Raw genomic sequence first — 19,321 nt, 5'->3', positions numbered from 1 at the left:
TCCAACTTTACCAGTCTCCAGCAGGGCGCGGTTATTACAGGGAACTCCACAAAGCTTGCAAGCGGAGTTTCATGCTGCAACCTGCGCTACAGCAAATTTGTTCTTCGCCAAGAAATAAGGCCACCCGAAGGCGGCCTGAGATTGATGACAACCCGAAGCTTCGCGAGTTTTCTCCGCGCTGTCCCGGCCTTGTGCCGGGACCTGTCTAAAAACACATTGTTTTTACTAGCGAAAATAGACGGGAGATCCCGGACCTCCGCTTCGCTGCGTCCGGGAAGGCGCGGAGGCTGGGTTTTCAGCACTATGAAGGCCGCCCGAAGGCGGCCTTAAAAGAAGTGCGAAAGTCCTGTCCGGGTTTAACCAATAGGTCAGGCATACCCATGGCGGGAGAAGGGGAGTTCGGTCACCCACTCGCCCTTTGCCGCTGCAATCGCATTGGCAACCGCAGGCCCGACCGGAGGCGTTCCCGGCTCGCCGATGCCCGTCGGGGCTTCGGTCGAAGGCACGATATGAACCTCGACCTCCGGCATGTCGGTCATACGAAGCGGCAGATATGTGTCGAAGTTGGACTGATCCACTTGGCCGTCCGTCATGGTGATCTCGTTGCGCAGAACCGCACCAAGGCCATAACCAACGCCACCTTCCACCTGGGCCTTGATGTTGTCCGGGTTGACCGGCAGGCCGCAATCGACCGCGCAGGTCACCTTTTCAACCTTCACGGTCCCGTCTTCCCGGAATGAGATTTCCGCAACTTCCGCCACATAAGACCCAAAGGATTCCACCGCCGCAATGCCACGGTAGCGGCCCTCGGGCAGGGGTGTGCTCCAGTTGGCCTTTTCGGCAACCAGCTTGAGAACACCGGCAAGGCGCTCGTTCTTGATACGCTTCAGCCGGTAGTCCAGCGGATCTTCACCCGCTTCCTTTGCCAGCCGGTCCATCATGGTTTCGGCCACATAGCCCGTGTGGGTGTGCCCGACCGAACGCCACCACAGCACTGGAACCGGCGTCTTGGCGTTGTGAACCTCGGTCTGGAAAGCCGGCAGTTCATAGGGCAGTTCGCCGATCCCTTCGACCGAGGTCGAGTCGACACCATCCTTCATGGCGAACTGCTCGAAAGCGGTGCCTTGCATGATGGACTTTGCCGCGACCCGGTGGCTCCAGCCGGTAACCTGTCCCTTGTCGTCAAAGCCCACCTTGGCCTTGTGGGAGACCATTGGACGGTAGTACCCGCCGCGGATGTCATCCTCACGGGTCCAGACCACCTTGATCGGCTGTGCGGCATTGCCTGCCTCCAGCCGCGCCTTGGCGATCAGGGCCGCCTCGGCGAAATAGTGGCTGTCCGGCTGCGCACGGCGGCCGAAGGACCCGCCTGCCCAGCTTGTGTTGATGGTGACCTTGTCCGGTGTCAGGCCAAGGATCCTGCTCGAAACCATCTGATCGATGGTCTGGAACTGGGATCCCGTCCAGAACTCGGCCTTCTCGCCATCAAAGAATACTGTGATGTCGAGCGGTTCCATCGGAGCGTGAGCCAGGAACGGGAATGCATAGTCGACTTCGATCACCTTGGCAGCCGAAGCGATGGCAGCTTCCGCATCTCCATGGCTGCCGGGAACAGAAATGCCCTTGGTTGCCGTCATGCCGGCAAGTTCCTTGGCCATCTCGTCCGTGCCGCGGGTTTCCGCGCCGCTTTCGTCCCAGGTCACCGCAAGCAAATCGCGGCCAGCAATGGCAGGCCAGGTCGAGGTCGCCAGAACGGCAACACCGCTCGGCACCTGGACCACGTCCACGACACCCTTCACCTCACGCGCCTTGGCCGCATCAAAACCGGCGGGAACCGCTCCAAATCTGGGCGGACGGGCAAGCACCGCCACAAGCATGTTTTCCGCCTGATGATCCATACCATACAGACCGACGCTGCCTCGGCTCTTGGCCGGCACATCCACCCGCGGGAAGGACTTGCCGATATAGACCCACTGGTCCGGTGTCTTGAGGACCGGTTCAGCCGGGATATCCTCATTGGCCGCGAGAGCAGCGAGATCGCCGAAATTTGACGACTGGCCGCTGGTGGAAGTGACTACGCCCTTGGAGACGGTAATCGTAGAAACCGGCACGCCCCATTTGCGCGCGGCAGCCGCCACGAGCATGGCCTTGGCCGCTGCCCCGGCAGCACGATACTGCTGGAAGGAATTGGCCATGGCGGTCGAGCCGCCTGTGCCCTGCATGCCAAAGGCCAGGTTCTTGTAGAGCTCGGCATTGGCGGGGGCAAAATTGGTCTCGACCTGGGCAGCATCAGCATCCATCTCGTCCGCAATCAGGGTCGCAAGTCCGGTTGCGTTGCCCTGACCCATGTCGAGATGCTTGATCAGCACGACAACCTTGTTGTCCGGGCGAATGTGAACGAATGGCTGGGCGAACTCGCCCCCGCTTGCTGCGGCCTTGCGGGAAGCACCCGGCAGGCTGGCCGCCAGAATGAAACCGCCGGCACCGGCTGCGGACATCTTGAGAAAGCTGCGGCGGGAAGGCTTTGCAGCCTGGATCTGATCCTTCATGAAATGAAACATGGCTCAGGCCCCCATTTTTTCAGCCGCAACATGAATGGCCTGGCGGATGCGGGCATAGGTGGCGCACCGGCAGACATTCCCGTCCATGGCGGCGTCGATGTCATCATCCGTCGGCTTCGGCGTTTCACTCAGGAGAGCGGACGCAGCCAGGATCTGTCCGGACTGGCAATAGCCGCACTGCGCCGCGGAAAGCTCTTCCCAGGCAGAGCGGACGGCATCGGCAGCCTTGCCGGAAACCCCTTCAATTGTCGTGATGCTGCTGCCTTCCAGATCGCCGATCTGCGTCTGGCAGGATCTTATGGGCATACCGTCCAGATGCACGGTGCACGCGCCGCATTGGGCGATACCACAACCAAACTTGGTGCCTGTCATTCCAAGTTCATCGCGAAGGACCCACAAAAGGGGTGTTTCGGGATCTGCGTCAATTGTACGGGAAGTCCCGTTTAGAGTAAGAGATATGGACATATCCCAGTGCTCCCTCGGCTTGTAGGAAATGGCTAAAGGGGGTAAACTTTTCAGTGCAACTTGAATGCTTCCGAGCAAGAAAGTAAACTGAATAGTTTACATGGGAACATGGATAGAGGGATTCAAGATCACTGGCGTGAAAAATCACGCTCTGGAACGGCGGGCACATTCGGGAATGGCGTTAGCGGAACAGAAGAACAAGCAGATCATTGAAGCGGCCATTGCCGAGTTTCAGGAAAGAGGCTTTGCCGGTGCGAGCATGGACCGGATTTCCGAGCGGGCCCAGGTTTCCAAACGAACGGTTTATAATCACTTCGAAAGCAAGGAAGCCCTGTTCAAGGCCATTACCGAGTGTCTGGCCGGGCGGGTGCAATCCTCTCTGCAAGTTTCCTTCAATCCAAACGCACCTATCCGCGACGAGCTGGTCCGGCTTGGCTGGAGCCAGGGGAAACTGCTGACTGACCCATGCGCCATGTCGATGGTGAAGATGGTTCTGGGTGAAATCCTCAGGGATCCGGATCTTGCCTCACACATGAACAGGCGCATGGAAATGGTCCTGATCATGAAGACCTTTCTGGATGCGGCAGTTAAAAGCGGGCATCTGGCCATCACGGACACATTAACGGCGGCCGAACAGTTTCTCGGCCTGATCAAGGCGCGTGGCTTTTATCCGAAGATGTTCGGGGAAGATGTTGCGACCCACGAGGAAATGAAGCGGATCATCAATGAAACCGTCGACATGTTCCTCAGCCGTTATGGTACGGAGAAAGCCTGACTGCGGCCTCCTCCCGGATCCTGGATGGATCTCTTCCGGGGCCGCATGGTCTAACCCCGGTTTCTCCCCTTGCACTGCCGCATTTACCGGCTAAATTGCGCCGGAGTTTTCACGGCCCGGCAGGGCCTCAGACACTAGCTTAAACGGATACTCCCATGGCGCATGGTGACATCAAGAAGGTCGTGCTCGGTTACTCCGGCGGCCTTGATACCTCAATCATTCTTAAGTGGCTTCAGACCGAACTGGGCGCGGAAGTCGTGACCTTCACCGCCGACCTCGGTCAGGGCGAAGAGCTGGAGCCGGCGCGCAAGAAAGCCGAAATGCTCGGCATCAAGGAAATTTTCATTGAGGACGTGCGCGAAGAATTTGTCCGCGATTTCGTTTTCCCGATGTTCCGCGCCAATGCCGTTTATGAAGGCGTTTATCTGCTGGGCACCTCCATCGCCCGTCCGCTGATCTCCAAGCACCTGATCGAGATCGCAAAGAAGACCGGCGCTGACGCGATTGCTCACGGCGCAACCGGCAAGGGTAACGACCAGGTCCGCTTCGAAATGTCCGCTTATGCGCTCAACCCGGACATCAAGATCATCGCCCCGTGGCGCGACTGGTCCTTCAAGTCCCGGACCGATCTTCTAAAATTCGCCGAGGAAAACCAGATCCCGGTTTCCAAGGACAAGCAGGGCGAAGCACCGTTCTCCGTGGACGCCAACCTTCTGCACTCGTCTTCAGAAGGCAAGGTTCTGGAAGACCCGGCAATCGAAGCTCCGGAATATGTGCATATGCGCACCATTTCCCCGGAAGCAGCACCGGACAAGGCAACCATCATCAAGATCGGCTTCGAACGCGGTGATGCGGTCTCCATCAACGGCGAGCGCATGTCTCCGGCAACTCTGCTGGCCAAGCTGAACGACTATGGCCGCGACAACGGCATCGGCCGTCTCGATCTGGTCGAAAACCGCTTCGTCGGCATGAAGAGCCGCGGCGTTTATGAAACCCCGGGCGGCACCATCCTTCTGTCGGCACACCGTGCCATCGAGTCCATCACTCTGGACCGTGGCGCAGCCCACCTGAAGGACGAGATCATGCCGCGCTACGCAGAGCTGATCTACTACGGCTTCTGGTTCTCTCCGGAGCGCGAAATGCTGCAGGCCCTGATCGACAAGAGCCAGGAGCATGTGGAAGGCGAAGTGACGCTGAAGCTCTACAAGGGCAACGTCATCGTCACTGGCCGCGAAAGCCCGAAGTCACTCTACTCGGAAGCTCTGGTGACCTTCGAAGACGACCACGGCGCCTACGACCAGAAGGACGCCGCAGGCTTCATCAAGCTGAACGCCCTGCGCCTGCGCACGCTCGCCAAGCGCAACCAGCTCGGCTGAGCTTACCAACCAGAAAGGGCGCCTCGCGGCGCCCTTTCTTCTATGCTCACAGCCTGGTCAGCTCGGCGTTATTTTTTCAGAACATATAGCCAATACGAACACCCGCATTGGTCAGACCATTGTTCGGCTCGCAGGCGCCGCCGTTCGATGAATGCTCGATCATCGCCGAGACGTTGAAATGATCGGTCACACGCACTCCCAAAGAGGCAGACTCACGGAAAAGAAGACTGCATCCAAGCGAAAGCCTGTCCGGGTTTCTTGCATCGTGCTTGCCGTTATGCGCCATACCGCCGAAACCACCTTCAACGAAGATCCGGTCCGTTAAATCCACCGTGAGCGTATAGCCGGCATAAACCGCACTGGTATCACCCGACAGATTGAGGTTCGCACCCAGATGCGGACGCAGCATCGCATGCATGCCGGCAACGGGAATCGTGAACTGAAGCCCGGCCCAGCGGCTGAGGATCTCCGCGTTGATGTCGGCGCCAGACTCATGATCCTCCATGTCGTGATAGAGCGCACCGCCACGTAATTCACTGTAGAGGCCGGAAAGGATAGGAGCCGAGGATGCTTCCAAGTCTGCCGCATGAGCGGTGCCTGTAATAGCAGACAACGACAAGATACTGCTCACGGCAGCCCCGAGAAAAAACCTCATATCGCTCCCCCACCCGAAACTTGCACTGCTTCGAAACTATTCCGATTATGGTCATCCAGATCACGGTGACAACAGAAATAAACCGGCTGGCCGAAGAATTCGAAGGAAGCTTGCCCCTTGCCAAAGATCCCGGCAAGAGCATTGATGTCGCACCATGTCCAACCCACAGCACCACCTTCCAGAACTAACTGCCCGGATTGCCGGGGAAGGTTTCAAGCTGCTCGGTGGCTTTCATCCGGACCCAGATGGTCCACAGGTCTATTTGCCTGATGGCCGACCGGCGGCGGCTGTCTTTCTGATAGGCAGTGTGGGCGTGGAATTCTGGCAAGCCTACCGGTCCGCACCGGAAAGCCGGGACGGCGGAACCGATCCCTTGGACCGCTTCACCAGGCGTGTTCTCTCCGCATTGGCCGGGGAGGCTGGTCTTGCAGCACTGTTTCCCTTTGAGGGGCCGCCCTACCATCCATTCCAGCAATGGGCACTCAGGACCGGCGGTTTCTCACCCAGCCCTCTCGGCGTTCTGGTTCATGAAACATACGGCCCCTGGGCAGGCCTGCGGGCGGCCTTTCTCTCAAGCCGCAAAGCAGAAATTCCTGGCCAACCCGCCGGGCAGGGGCCTTGCCCTGGCTGCGAGGCCAAACCCTGCATTGCCGCCTGTCCAGCCTGCGCCATTGATGCCCGGCGCGGATATGATGCTGAAAGGTGCTGCGGCCATCTCGATACGCTAGGTGAAAGCCCTTGCTGGTCAGGCTGTCTGTCCCGCTCTAAATGTCCTTATGGACAAGAATTTGCGCCGCTGCCGGACCAAGCCCGCTTTCATATGAATGCGTTTGTCTCCCTCGTCCGGTCCATGGCGGCAAAACCCTGAAGGAAGTCTCCAATGCGACGCTGGCTTGGTCTTGCAGCCTTTCTTGCCGCAGTTCTCGGCATAGGCCTTTTCATCGGGGCAACCAATCTGCCCGGTCCCTGGTATCAGGGGCTCGAAAAACCCGCGTTGACCCCACCGAACTGGCTGTTCGCCCCGGCCTGGACGACACTGTACGTGCTGATTGCCATTGCCGGATGGCGCACCTGGCTGCTGGGCAGCGCTTCCGCTGCCTTTCTGACCTGGTGGGCACAGATGCTGCTCAACTTCGCCTGGAGTCCCGTGGTCTTCCGCCTCCATAATCTGGGCGCAGGTGCCGTGATTATCCTGGCAATGCTTGCCGCGATCCTGTTGTTCCTGCGCCTGACCTGGAACCGGGACCGCATCGCAGCCCTTTGTTTCGTACCCTATGCGCTCTGGATTTCCTTCGCGGCCTATCTGAACATCAGCCTCTACACACTGAACTGAGTTCAGTCGCGCAGGAGAACAACATCCGCGACATCCGGGCAGGTCGTAAGGGCTTCCTCGGCCGTCCGGCCGTCCCCGATCGGCGCATCAGGCCAGATCTCGACAAGCGGCACCAGAACAAAGGCCCGCTCGCCCATGCGCGGATGAGGAATGGTGAGGTGCTCTTCATCCACCTTGTCCTGACCATAGATCAGCACGTCGATGTCGATGATCCTTGGACCCCAGCGCACATCCCGGATCCGCCCGAGATCTTTCTCGATCCTCAGGCACCGGTCGAGAAGCTGACGGGGGGAGAGGCTGGTCTCGATAGTCAGGCAGATATTGCGGTAGTCGTCCTGCGGCACCGGTCCCCAGGGCGGGGTGCGGTAATCGGACGAGCGGGCCAGAACCTTGATGCCTTCGCTCTGATCCAGCCGCGCAACCGCTGCCTCCAGATGCGCCCGCGTGTCCCCCATATTCGATCCGAGGCCGAGGGCGGCACGGACAGGACGGTTTCCGGAGTTCATAGAACTTTCTCCGCACGGGTGGCCGCCAGAATGCGGGCTGCATCCGCATGGGCCCGCACATCATGCACGCGCACGATATCGGCCCCCTTCTGCATCGCGATCAGATGGACCGCAAGAGACCCGAACAGCCGCTCACCGGTCTCGACATTCAAAACCGCTCCGATCATGCGCTTGCGTGACGCGCCGGCCAGGATCGGCAGCCCATGTTTGGACAGCTCCTGCAAACGGTTCAGCACCAGGAAGTTCTGGTCCATCGTCTTGCCGAAGCCGAAACCGGGATCAAGGATCTGCTTTTCGCGCGGAATGCCAGCCTTGTCCGCCAGTTCCATGGAGCGCTCGAACCAGCGGTCGATGTCCGACATGATATCAATCGAAGTATCCGCCTCCATACGGTTGTGCATCATGACGACATACGCACCAGTATCTGCTGCGATCTCCGGCATGGCCGGATCCTTCTGCAGGCCCCAGACATCATTGATGATGACAGCTCCAGCGGCACAGGCGAGACGGGCGGTCTCTGCCTTGTAGGTGTCGATAGAAACAGGCACGCCGAGCGCGGCCACAGGTTCTATGATCGACCGGAGCCGGTCCCATTCCTGTTGCTGTGAAACGGGAGCTGAGCCGGGACGCGTGCTTTCCGCGCCGATATCGATGATATCCGCGCCTTCTGCGATCATCAGCCGAGCATGGGCTAGGGCACCTTCCGCATCATCATGCCGTCCGCCATCGGAAAAACTGTCCGGCGTGACATTCAAAATGCCCATCACATGGGCCCGCGCCCCGGCATCGGCCAAAGCTGGCAATACATAGGCGGTGCGATCAGATTGCATAGGTTTCAATCCCGTTTGCGGCTGTGTGACGCCTCCGGCGGGCAAGGTCAAGACGGGAGCAGGCCCGCTGTCATGAAATCTTCGGCTGGCTGTCACGAAGGTTTAATCGCACTGTCAGGAACTGACGGCATTGAATGCGGGCAATAAAGGGTGGCCGCCGCCATCCGCCAGCTTTGGAGCCAGCATATGAACCCGCGTTTTTCCCGCCGCTCTTTTTTGAAGTCGTCCGCCGCGACTGGCCTGGTCTATGCCAGCGGACTTGCCATGCCGGCCATTTCACGTGCCTCGTCCCGCCCGATGGTGACACATGGTCTGCAATCCGGCGATGTGGATGCAAACTCCGGCATGATCTGGGCCCGCACCGACCGTCCCGCGAAGATGCTGGTGGAATTCGATACGACCGGCTCGTTTGAGAACCCGACGCGCCTGGCACCGATCAACGCATTCCCGGACAGAGATTTTGCCGCAAAGCGCCTGCTGGAAGGTCTGCCCTCCGATCAGGAGATCTTCTACCGCGTTGCCTTCGCCGATCTCAATGACGTCAATGCCTTGTCGGAGCCGGTCGTAGGCCGTTTCCGCACTGCGCCCGGGTCCCGCCGCAATGTGCGCTTTGCCTGGTCCGGTGACACGGTCGGACAGGGCTGGGGTATCGACAAGGACAAGGGCGGCATGAAGACCTATGCCACCATGGCCAAGCATAGCCCGGACTTCTTCATCCACTCCGGCGATACCATCTATGCCGATGGCCCGCTGAAGGAAACCGTCGAGATGAAGGACGGCACGATCTGGAAGAACCTTGTAACAGAGGAAAAGTCAAAGGTCGCCGAAACGCTGGACGAGTACCGCGGCCAGTGGAAATACAATCTGATGGATGAGAACCTGCTCGCCTTCAACGCGGAAGTGCCGACCTTCTTCCAGTGGGACGACCATGAAGTGGTCAACAACTGGTCAGCCGCGAAGGATCTGACCGCCGATGACCGCTACACGGAAAAGAACGTTCAGGTTCTGGCCGCCCGCGCCGCACAGGCCTTCCACGAACTGACCCCGATCCGCTATGTGCCGGCGGAACCTGGCCGTATCTACCGCAAGATCGCTTACGGCCCGCTGCTGGACGTGTTCTTCCTGGATCTGCGCTCCTACCGCGGCCCGAATGCGGATGGCATGCAGGACGAGATCACCGCGCAGTCCCAGATCCTCGGTGCAGAACAGCTTGCCTGGCTGAAGCGTGAGCTGATCAACTCCCGCGCCACCTGGAAAGTCATCGCCTGCGACATGCCGATCGGCCTGTGCGTCTGGGACACGGTGAACGGGGAAAAGCGGACTGAAGCCGTTTCAAACGGCGACAATGGCGCGCCGAAGGGCCGGGAACTGGAGTTCGCCGATTTGCTGCGCTTCATCAAGTCGGCTGATATCGACAACATCGTCTGGCTGACCGCCGACGTTCACTACACCGCCGCTCACTACTACAACCCGGACAAGGCCCAGTTCCAGGACTTCAAGCCCTTCTGGGAATTCGTCTCCGGTCCGATCCACGCCGGAACTTTCGGCCCGAACGACCTGGACATGACCTTCGGTCCGGAAGTGAAGTTCGTGAAGGCTCCGACCGCAGAGCAGGGCGTCAATCTGGCCCCGTCCATGGGCCTGCAGTTCTTCGGCCTCGTCGACATTGACGGCCAGACCGAACAGCTCACAGTCCGCTTGATGGACCGCGACGATGTTGAACTGCACAAAGTGACGCTGGACCCGATCCGCCAGGGCTAAGCCCCGGATTATCTGGAAGATTGAAGAGGGGAGTGCGTGCAAACGCACTCCCTGTTTGCTTTTAGGCCTTCTTGGCCCCCATTCCCATCAGCAGATAGATCAGAATGCCGGTAATCGGCATGGCGGGCACAATGGTCTGCATGCCCAGAAGCGGATCGCCCAGGGAGGCGATTACGAGACTGCCCGCGATACCGCCGCCAAATTGCAGGAAACCGACCATGGAAGACGCCGCGCCAGCAATCTGCGGAAAGTCCCGCATGGCGTTGGTGAGACAAGCCGGCAGCACAAACGAGAGAAAGAAGGCGAAGATACCGACAGGCCCCATAACCGTCAGATAGCTGGGTGGAAACACCCGCAGCAGCACGAACATGGCAATCGCTCCGGTCAGCATGCCCGCCATGCCGATCGGCACCAGACGTTCTGCGTCCAGCCGCTTGAGCAGGCGGCCCGAGACAAGCGTTCCGGTGATGAAGGAGAAGGATTGCAGCATCATGCCCATGCCGAACTGGGACGGGGACAGCCCGACCACGTGAATGAGAACAAAAGGCTGAACCGTCGCCATGGTGTAGATGTTGCCAAGACAAAAGCCGAGAAGGAGGCTAGGCCGCAAGAAACGGTTGTCCTTCAGCAAGGTGCTGTAATTGCGCAGCAGCCGTCCCGGATGAATGTTGGAGAGCGATAGGAACCTGTTGGTTTCCGGCTGAAACAGCGCCACTGCAACCATCAGGATCAGGCCATAACCGATCATGCAGTAGAAGATTTCCCGCCAGCCGAAGAGTTCGAGGATAAATCCGCCGAGAGTAGGGGAGACCGCAGGCCCGAGCGCCAGCATGGTCGCGACCGTGTTCATGATCTGGGCGGACTGCTGCCCGGTATACTGGTCCCGTACGATGGATCTCGATACCGAGATCCCGACAGCAGCACCGATCCCTTGCAGGGTGCGGGCAATCATCATCCACTCCACCGTGGGCGCAAAACTCGCCAGCAGCGTTGAAGCGAGATAGAGGGTCAGGAAGGCGAGTGTTATAGGCTTGCGGCCAAAGGCATCGGTGAGGGGGCCGCACAGAAGCTGTGTGACTGCAAAGCCGGCGAAATACGCCGTCAGTGTCAGCTTGATCATGGATTCCGACGTGCCGAAATCCGCCGCCAGCGCCGGCATGGCGGGCGTATAAAGAGCCATGGTGATCGGCCCGATGGCAACAAGAGCCGCACCGAGGATCGACGTCCGCAGCACGCTCATGGGCGGTGAAGGGAGCGAGAGAGTTTCCATTTTCATCTGATGGATAGTTCCTGACCGGGATGATGCGTTTGCATCAGGATCCGGGCCAACATGTGGGTTACCTGTTGCAGTTACCGGCTTCGCCGCTCAAAAGATTTCCCTTCAGCGTTCCAAGAAGGCCTTCAAGCAATTTCTGCTCTTCCTGGGACACCCCGGCAAGGACTTCGGCACGGAGCTCAGTCATGGCCATGCCGATCTTGTCGAGAACAGGATCGGCTTCCTCGGTCAAAACAACCAGCTTGGCGCGCCGGTCACTCGGATCAGCCTGGCGGGCAATGAGTCCGGCCTTTTCCAGCGCGTCCAGATAGCCGACGAGGGTCATGGGCTCCACGTTCATCCGATCGGCAAGCGCGGTTTGCCGGAGCCCCGGATTGCGCCAGATAATCGCCAGTGCCCGCGCCTCAGAGACCGTCAGTCCAGTCTCAACATGAGAAAGAGCGATCTCGAACCTTTTGCGCAGGAGGCGGGCCGTATCAACAATCATGAGCGTGATGCTCGAGTCCGGGGCAAGAGGCTTCATCTGCGCTCCAATTAATAAGGATACCTTATAATCTAGCCCAGTGCAGGAGGATGTCAAGCCAGTCTGCCTCAAACGACCACCGCCGCATTGCACAAATCCGCCATTCGGACTATATAGGGCGCAAATTTCGGCCGAGCAGGCTGAATCCCGGAAAACGAGAGCCAAGACACACCTGCGGGCCCCAAAGGCCCGCAGTGTCTTTTTGGAGCCTGACATGAAACTCCGAAATATCGCCATCATCGCACACGTCGACCATGGCAAGACTACCCTTATCGACGTTCTGCTGAAGAAATCCGGCGCGTTCCGCGACAACCAGCGGACCGAAGAGCGCATGATGGACAGCAACGACATCGAGCGTGAACGCGGCATCACCATTCTTGCCAAGGTCACCTCGCTGGTCTGGAACGACACGCGCATCAACATCGTGGACACCCCGGGCCACGCCGACTTTGGTGGTGAGGTCGAGCGTATCCTTCACATGGTTGACGGTGTGGTTCTGCTGGTGGACGCAGCTGAAGGCCCGATGCCGCAGACCAAGTTCGTGCTTGGTAAGGCCCTGAAGCTCGGCCTGAAGCCGATCGTTGCCATCAACAAGATCGACAAGCCGGAGCAGCGCGCCGACGAAGTTCTCGACGAAGTGTTTGACCTGTTCGCGTCTCTGGATGCAAACGAAGAGCAGCTGGACTTCCCGGTTCTCTACGGATCTGCCAAGCAGGAATGGATGTCCACCGAGCCGGACGGCCCGAAGGACAGCATGGCACCGCTGTTCGACATGGTGCTCGACAAGGTTGCTCCGCCTTCCGCTGAGCCGGGCGCTTTCAAGATGCTCGCCACCACGATCCAGTCCGATCCGTTCCTGGGCCGCATTCTGACCGGCCGCATCGTCTCGGGCACCGCCGTTCCGAACATGCCCATCAAGGCACTGAGCCGCGATGGCAAGCAGGTCGAAACTGGCCGCGTGTCCAAGATCCTCGCTTTCCGCGGTCTGGAACGTCAGGCCATCGAGCAGGGTGAAGCCGGGGACATTGTCTCCATCGCAGGCCTGACCAAGGCAACCGTGGCAGACACGCTCTGCTCACCGGAAGTCAACGAGCCGCTGACCGCCCAGCCGATCGATCCGCCGACCCTGTCCATGACCTTCCGCGTCAACGACAGCCCGCTGGCAGGCACCGAAGGCACCAAGGTTCAGTCCCGCGTCATCCGCGAGCGCCTGCTCAAGGAAGCCGAAGGCAACGTGGCTCTGAAGGTGGAAGAAACCGACGAGCCGGATGCTTTTATCGTCTCCGGCCGTGGCGAACTTCTGCTCGCGATCCTGATCGAAAACATGCGCCGTGAAGGCTTCGAGCTGGGCGTTGGCCGTCCGCGCGTCGTCTTCCAGTATGACAAGGATGGCAACCGCCTTGAGCCTATCGAAGAAGTCATCATCGACGTCGATGAAGAGTTCTCCGGCGCCGTGGTTCAGAAGCTGCAGGAACGCAAGGCTGACCTTCTGGAGGTGCGCCCGTCCGGTGGTGGCCGCACCCGTCTGGTCTTTACCGCTCCGACCCGTGGTCTGATCGGTTACCAGGCCGAACTGATGTCCGACACGCGCGGTTCAGCAATCTTCAACCGCCTGTTCCACGCTTACGAGCCGTTCCGTGGTCCGATCCAGGGCCGCCACACCGGCGTGCTTTTGTCCAACGCCCAGGGCGAGGCCGTTGCCTACGCGCTGTTCAACCTGGAAGACCGTGGTCCGATGATGATCGACCCGGGCACCAAGGTTTACGCGGGCATGATCATCGGTGAGCACACCCGCGGCAACGACCTGGAAGTAAACGTTCTGAAGGGCAAGCAGCTGACGAACATCCGTTCGGCAGGCAAGGACGACGCGGTCAAGCTGACCACGCCGAAGCGCCTGACACTGGAAGCCGCTCTGTCCTACATCGCGGACGACGAACTGGTGGAAGTCACCCCGGAATCCATCCGTCTTCGCAAGGCGATCCTGGATCCGAACGACCGTAAGCGTGCAGAACGCGCGGCCAACAAGGCAACTGCCTGATTTCAGGCAAAAGACAGTCAGTCTTCAAGAACGGCGGCCTTCACGGGCCGCCGTTTTTGTTTGTGCTGAGCGGATCGCAGATGAACAGTAAGCCCCCTGCCCTATCGGTGGTTTCAGGGTGTGCATGTATCGCTTTGGAAACAAATAGACGCTTTGATAATTAATAAAAATCAATAACTTAACCGAAGTCACGTGCACTTTTCCGATACGTGACTTCTTGGGACCCCAGAACAGACTGGTGAGACAATAAAAAGGCCGGAGCGTTGTCCGGCCTTTCAGACTGCTGAAAAACCCCACCACTGCGCTTTCCCGGACGTAGCGAAGCGAAGATCCGGGATCTACCGTCTACTTATTCTATTGAAAGAAATAGGGTTTTTACAGGTCCCGGCTCAAGGCCGGGACGGCAAGGAGAGAAAGTCCTGAAGCCTTAGGTTTGTCATCAACCTCAAAAAGGCCGGAGCATCGCCCCGGCCTTTCTAAAATCTCTTTCGGATCCGAATCCAATCAGACCAATGTCTGGATCAGCGGGTTTCCACGCCCAGCTTGCGGCAGATTTCGTCGAGTTGTTCGAGAGAAGTGTATTTGATCTTGAGATCACCGCTCTCCCTGCCCTTCTTGTGGCCGACCACCACCTTGAGCCCCAGAACGTCCGTCAGACGCTTTTCCAGGGCCTTGGTGTCCGCATCCTTCTCGACCTTGGGACCGGCCGTCTTGATGCCTGAGAGCAGCTTTTTGAGGGCTTCCGGATCCTGTGCCAGCTTCTCAGCGTCGCGGACGGTCAGCCCCTTCTCGACGATCACTTCAGCCAGCGCCGCCGGATCTTCCACCGTGATCAGAGCACGGGCGTGACCAGCGGTCAGAAGACCTTCAGCCAGGTAGTCCTTCACCGAGTTTGGCAGCTTCAACAGGCGCATGGTGTTGGCCACGTGGCTGCGGCTCTTACCGATCATCTTGGCCAGTTCGCCCTGGCTGTAATTAAACTCAGCGGTGAGCTGGTCGTAGCCCATTGCTTCTTCGATCGGATTCAGGTCGGCACGCTGAACGTTCTCGATGATCGCAAGCTCAAGCGCTTCCTGATCCGTCACATCGCGGATGATGATCGGAGCTTCATGAAGCCCTGCCCTTTGCGCCGCCCGCCAGCGGCGCTCACCAGCGATGATTTCAAAGCGGTCATTGGACCCTGCCGCCGGGCGCACCAGGATCGGCTGCACGATGCCCTTGACACGCAAGGACTCCGTCAGATCCGACAGATCCTTTTCCGTGAAGGTCTTGCGCGGGTTACGCGGGTTCGGAACCAGGTTTTCAATCGGCACCTTACGGACGTCCCGATGCACACGCTCGGGAACGGCAGCTTCCTGATGAACAGCGGAATCGCCAATCAGCGCCGCCAGGCCACGACCCAGCCGTTTGTTCCTGCTACCTTCTTCAGCCATGCCGCACCTGGTCTTTCTTTTCGTTTTCTATCGCTTGCCTGACGGAAACGGGGCCTCCTACGGTCCTGGCCCAGACCGTATCGGAACCGACTCGTTTCCTGAATTGCCGCTCTTGCCTTAAGCCGCGACGCGGCGCAAGTCCCGCTCCCGCTGAATGATCTCTGACGCGAGGCGCAGATAGGCCTGGCTTCCCGAACATTTCAGGTCATAAAGCAAGGCCGGCTTGCCGTAGGACGGCGCTTCTGAGATGCGGACATTCCGGGGGATAACGGTGTCGTAGACGGCATCACCCATCGTTTCGCGTACATCAGCCACCACCTGAGAAGACAGGTTGTTGCGGCTGTCGTACATGGTCAGAACGATACCGTGGATGGTCAGCTGCGGGTTCAGGGCATTGCGCACCTGCTCCACCGTGCTGAGCAGCTGGCTGAGACCTTCGAGAGCAAAAAACTCACACTGAAGCGGCACCAGGATGGAGTGGGACGCAGAAAGAGCGTTGATCGTCAGAAGGTTCAGTGACGGCGGACAATCGACCAGAACATAGGTGAAGCCGATTTCCTGAAACAGGCGTGACCGGGTCAACTGCTCAACGGCTGCGCGAAGCCGGAAAGCCCGATCACCGGACGATGCGATCTCAAGCTCAAGGCCGAGAAGGTCCATGGTGGACGGAGCCACCCAGAGACGCGGCACAGCCGTATCCTTGATCGCCTCATCCAGCGAACAGTCGCCGCTGAGCACGTCATAGGTCGACAAGCCACGATCCCTGCGCTCGATGCCCAGACCCGTGGAGGCGTTGCCCTGCGGGTCGAGATCGATCACCAGGACCTTCTCGCCGATAGCGGCCAGCGCCGTGCCAAGATTGATGGCGGTCGTTGTCTTGCCAACCCCGCCCTTCTGATTGGCGAGGGCAAGAACCCGTGGTGTTTCTGGAAGCATGCTCATGAACCGACACCTTCCTGGCTGAGCTGGCGGGAAACTTTGGAAAGCATAAGCATCCGGCTCGAGGGATCAACAATGCTTTTCTTTTCTACCATGTCGAATGTCCAAGCGTGAGACGCTTCGTTAACTTCTCGTTGAAAATCTTGACCTTTGTGGAAAACGCACACCGCACCCTGGCTTGTGAAGGGCTCGGACAAGTCCAAAAGCAGGTCCAGAGAAGCCAGAGCCCGGGCGGAAACCGCATCTACCGGACCATGAGACCATGATTTCGCAACCGACTCGATCCGGCCCGGATGCACTGTTCCACGTGAACCAGTCTCGCGCAGAGCTGTTCGCAGGAAGGCTGCCTTGCGCTGGTTGCTCTCGATCATGTGAACATGTGCCTCGGGGGCATCGGCCTGAAGGATAGCGGTAACAACACCTGGAAAGCCCGCACCGCTGCCGATATCGACCCAGACCTTTGCCTCAGGCAGCGTCCGCTTTGTCTGGAGGCTATCAACGACATGACGGGTCCAGATATCGGGAATGGTCGAAGGCGCAATCAAGTTTTGAGCGGGTTGCCACTTGAGCACCAGGTCGACATAGATTTGGAGTCTTTCCACTGTTTCACGTGAAACACCCCCCAGCTTATACACAGCTTCTCCAGAGCTTTTCAGCAGATTAGTCCCCATCTCAAGCCGCCCCCTTCGCAGCGTCTCGACGCTTAAGCTGAGACAAGATCAGGGTCAGGGCGGCCGGCGTCATCCCGTCCATACGGGAAGCCTGACCGAGCGTGGCCGGGCGGACGAGAGACAGCTTCTGCTTTAGTTCATTGGAAAGACCTGCCAGCCGGTCGAAATCAAAGCCTTCCGGAATGACAAGTGCCTCGTCCCGCTTCAGCGCCTCAATGTCAGCGGCCTGGCGGTTCAGATAGACCGCATAGAGCGCGTCTGTGGCGACCTGCTCGATGATCTGCAGATCGATATCGGCAAGCTCCGGCCAGACCGCCTGAAGCTTCTCGACGGTCATATCCGGATAGGCCAGCAGATCAAAGGCACTGCGGCGGATGCCGTCCTGGTTCACAGGAAGCCCTTTTTTCTGCGCTTCATTCGGGGTCACTGTGAGAGACTCAAGCAGCCTCCGGGTTTCCTCAATCCGCTGCATCTTCGTTTCGAAAGCAACTCGACGGCGCTCAGACACACATCCAAGGGCAATGCCAAGTGGTGTCAGCCGCTGGTCCGCATTATCGGCCCGAAGGGACAAGCGGTACTCGGCGCGGGACGTGAACATCCGGTAGGGCTCAGTGATCCCCCGGGTGATGAGGTCATCGATCATCACCCCCATGTAGCCAGCGGAGCGGTCCACCACGAAGGGATCCCTGCCCTGGACCTTCAGCGCAGCATTCAGGCCCGCAACAAGACCCTGAGCGCCGGCCTCTTCATAACCGGTGGTGCCGTTGATCTGACCTGCCAGAAAGAGACCCTTACAGCGCTTGGCCTCTAAGGTTGCCTTCAGCTCACGCGGATCCACGTGGTCATATTCAATGGCGTAGCCCGGCTGTAGAACGGTGACGTTCTCAAGACCCGGAATGGTCCGCAGGAACGCAATCTGAGCGTCCTCCGGCATGGAGGTGGAGATGCCGTTCGGATAGACCGTGTGATCATCCAGACCTTCAGGCTCCAGGAAGATCTGGTGCCCGTCCCGGTCACCAAAGCGGACTATCTTGTCTTCGATAGAGGGACAGTAGCGCGGGCCACGGCCCTTAATCTCACCGGAATACATCGCCGAGCGGGAAAGGTTCTCCCGGATGATCCGATGGGTTTCGGGGGTCGTGCGGGTGATGTGGCACGGAACCTGCGGTGTCTCGATCTTGTCCGTCAGCGTTGAGAACGGGATCGGGTTTTCGTCACCAGGCTGAACTTCCAGCTTGTCCCAGGCGATCGTTCGGCCATCAAGACGGGCCGGCGTTCCGGTCTTCAGACGGCCAAGCTCAAAGCCGATCTCTTCCAGTGACTGGCTGAGGCCCATGGCCGGGCCTTCACCCTGACGTCCAGCCGGGATCTTCTTGTCACCGATATGGATCAGACCGCGCAGGAAGGTGCCGCTGGTGAGAACCACAGCGCCACAGGAAAGCACCCGTCCATCAGCCAAAGTTACACCCGTGATGGACCCATCTTCAAAGAGAAAGCGGTCCGCCTCCCCTTCCACGACAGTCAGGTTCTCCGTCGCAGCGATCTCGGCCTGCATGGCTTCCCGGTAAAGTTTCCGGTCTGCCTGGGCACGTGGCCCCCGCACCGCCGGTCCCTTGCGCAGATTGAGCATGCGGAACTGGATGCCGCCCTTGTCGGCGACCCTGCCCATCAGGCCGTCCAGCGCATCGATCTCACGCACCAGATGTCCCTTGCCCAGACCGCCGATGGCAGGGTTACAGGACATGACCCCGATGGTGTCGAAGCGATGGGTCACCAGCGCCGTGTTCGCGTCGAGACGGGCCGATGCGGCAGCGGCTTCACAGCCCGCATGTCCGCCACCAATCACGATCACATCGAAATCAAACTTGCTGTCAGTTGTCACTGCGCCAGATGTCATAGCCAACGTCCGCCGGTCAAAGATCCGCACAAACGGATCTATCGCCCTTGATTGAAAAATGTCTGAAGGTGAGCCTGGATGCCCTGCATCTCGATCAGGCCCTATCAGGTCCGGCGGAAACTAACTGCACTGAGCTTGCCGGGACCCGCTTCTTGCTGCCAGCTTTATACGGCCTCAGACCAATCAGGGCAAAGAAAAACCGCGGAAAGACGGCTTGAACGTCTCGTCCGCAGTCCCTGTTCCGGGCCTGGATTCACGTGAAACACGTTCCGGATCTGAATC

General features: G+C 59.1%; 16 protein-coding genes. 5 read left to right on the top strand and 11 right to left on the bottom strand.

Annotated elements, in window-relative coordinates:
• Positions 1-368 precede the first annotated feature (368 nt).
• Both IG616_RS08530 and IG616_RS08525 read right to left on the bottom strand, forming a co-directional pair.
• Positions 369-2,561, bottom strand: a complete 2,193-nt coding sequence (locus tag IG616_RS08530) for a xanthine dehydrogenase family protein molybdopterin-binding subunit (protein WP_192147727.1) — start codon at positions 2,559-2,561, stop codon at positions 369-371.
• Positions 2,562-2,564: 3 nt separating this feature from the next.
• Complete coding sequence (locus tag IG616_RS08525) at positions 2,565-3,026, bottom strand: (2Fe-2S)-binding protein (RefSeq protein WP_192147726.1); 462 nt, start codon at positions 3,024-3,026, stop codon at positions 2,565-2,567.
• A 136-nt stretch (positions 3,027-3,162) separates the two neighbouring features.
• On the opposite strand from IG616_RS08525, the gene IG616_RS08520 reads away from it, so the two are divergent.
• On the top strand, positions 3,163-3,801 hold the full coding sequence (locus tag IG616_RS08520) for a TetR/AcrR family transcriptional regulator (RefSeq protein ID WP_209007380.1): 639 nt from the start codon (positions 3,163-3,165) through the stop codon (positions 3,799-3,801).
• Positions 3,802-3,956: 155 nt separating this feature from the next.
• Positions 3,957-5,177: an argininosuccinate synthase gene (locus tag IG616_RS08515; protein ID WP_192147725.1), complete on the top strand. Its 1,221-nt coding sequence runs from the start codon at positions 3,957-3,959 to the stop codon at positions 5,175-5,177.
• 76 nt (positions 5,178-5,253) lie between these two features.
• Here the strand turns inward: IG616_RS08515 and IG616_RS08510 are convergent, their stop codons facing one another.
• A complete protein-coding gene (locus tag IG616_RS08510; RefSeq protein ID WP_192147724.1) occupies positions 5,254-5,832 on the bottom strand; it encodes an acyloxyacyl hydrolase in 579 nt (192 codons plus the stop codon).
• A gap of 880 nt (positions 5,833-6,712) precedes the next feature.
• Between IG616_RS08510 and IG616_RS08505 the strand changes: the two genes are divergently transcribed.
• Positions 6,713-7,165, top strand: a complete 453-nt coding sequence (locus tag IG616_RS08505) for a TspO/MBR family protein (RefSeq protein WP_192147723.1) — start codon at positions 6,713-6,715, stop codon at positions 7,163-7,165.
• A gap of 2 nt (positions 7,166-7,167) precedes the next feature.
• Here IG616_RS08505 and folK read toward each other — a convergent pair whose 3' ends face one another.
• Positions 7,168-7,671: a 2-amino-4-hydroxy-6-hydroxymethyldihydropteridine diphosphokinase gene (folK, locus tag IG616_RS08500; protein WP_192147722.1), complete on the bottom strand. Its 504-nt coding sequence runs from the start codon at positions 7,669-7,671 to the stop codon at positions 7,168-7,170.
• Complete coding sequence (folP, locus tag IG616_RS08495; protein ID WP_209007379.1) at positions 7,668-8,501, bottom strand: dihydropteroate synthase; 834 nt, start codon at positions 8,499-8,501, stop codon at positions 7,668-7,670. The genes folK and folP overlap by 4 nt, the downstream gene beginning before the upstream one ends.
• Before the next feature lie 186 nt (positions 8,502-8,687).
• Between folP and IG616_RS08490 the strand changes: the two genes are divergently transcribed.
• Positions 8,688-10,262 carry an alkaline phosphatase D family protein gene (locus IG616_RS08490; protein WP_192147721.1) on the top strand — a complete coding sequence of 525 codons (1,575 nt, stop codon included), beginning with the start codon at positions 8,688-8,690 and terminating at the stop codon, positions 10,260-10,262.
• Between the two features lie 61 nt (positions 10,263-10,323).
• On the opposite strand, the gene IG616_RS08485 is transcribed toward IG616_RS08490, so the two are convergent.
• Together IG616_RS08485 and IG616_RS08480 are read right to left on the bottom strand one after the other, a co-directional pair.
• The gene (locus tag IG616_RS08485; protein ID WP_209007378.1) at positions 10,324-11,538 is read right to left on the bottom strand and encodes a multidrug effflux MFS transporter; all 1,215 of its coding nucleotides are present in this window, start codon (positions 11,536-11,538) and stop codon (positions 10,324-10,326) included.
• A 61-nt stretch (positions 11,539-11,599) separates the two neighbouring features.
• Positions 11,600-12,061, bottom strand: coding sequence for a MarR family winged helix-turn-helix transcriptional regulator (locus IG616_RS08480; protein WP_192147720.1), 462 nt, complete (start codon positions 12,059-12,061; stop codon positions 11,600-11,602).
• A 214-nt stretch (positions 12,062-12,275) separates the two neighbouring features.
• Here IG616_RS08480 and typA point away from each other — a divergent pair, with 214 nt between their 5' ends.
• Entirely contained in the window at positions 12,276-14,099 is a 1,824-nt protein-coding gene (typA, locus tag IG616_RS08475) for a translational GTPase TypA (protein WP_192147719.1), read from the top strand.
• A gap of 521 nt (positions 14,100-14,620) precedes the next feature.
• Here typA and IG616_RS08470 read toward each other — a convergent pair.
• From IG616_RS08470 to mnmG, 4 genes are all read right to left on the bottom strand, one after another.
• On the bottom strand, positions 14,621-15,532 hold the full coding sequence (locus IG616_RS08470) for a ParB/RepB/Spo0J family partition protein (RefSeq protein ID WP_192147718.1): 912 nt from the start codon (positions 15,530-15,532) through the stop codon (positions 14,621-14,623).
• A gap of 117 nt (positions 15,533-15,649) precedes the next feature.
• Positions 15,650-16,474, bottom strand: coding sequence for a ParA family protein (locus tag IG616_RS08465; protein WP_192147717.1), 825 nt, complete (start codon positions 16,472-16,474; stop codon positions 15,650-15,652).
• On the bottom strand, positions 16,471-17,142 hold the full coding sequence (gene rsmG, locus IG616_RS08460; RefSeq protein ID WP_192147716.1) for a 16S rRNA (guanine(527)-N(7))-methyltransferase RsmG: 672 nt from the start codon (positions 17,140-17,142) through the stop codon (positions 16,471-16,473). The genes IG616_RS08465 and rsmG overlap by 4 nt, the downstream gene beginning before the upstream one ends.
• 1 nt (position 17,143) lies before the next feature.
• A complete protein-coding gene (mnmG, locus tag IG616_RS08455; RefSeq protein ID WP_192147715.1) occupies positions 17,144-19,039 on the bottom strand; it encodes a tRNA uridine-5-carboxymethylaminomethyl(34) synthesis enzyme MnmG in 1,896 nt (631 codons plus the stop codon).
• Positions 19,040-19,321 lie beyond the last annotated feature (282 nt).

Origin of the sequence: Roseibium litorale (genome assembly GCF_014842915.1) — a bacterium.
In the GTDB taxonomy this organism is placed as follows: domain Bacteria; phylum Pseudomonadota; class Alphaproteobacteria; order Rhizobiales; family Stappiaceae; genus Roseibium; species Roseibium litorale.
Note: the sequence above shows the minus strand (reverse complement) of the source record. Positions and strands in the feature narration are given on the sequence as shown.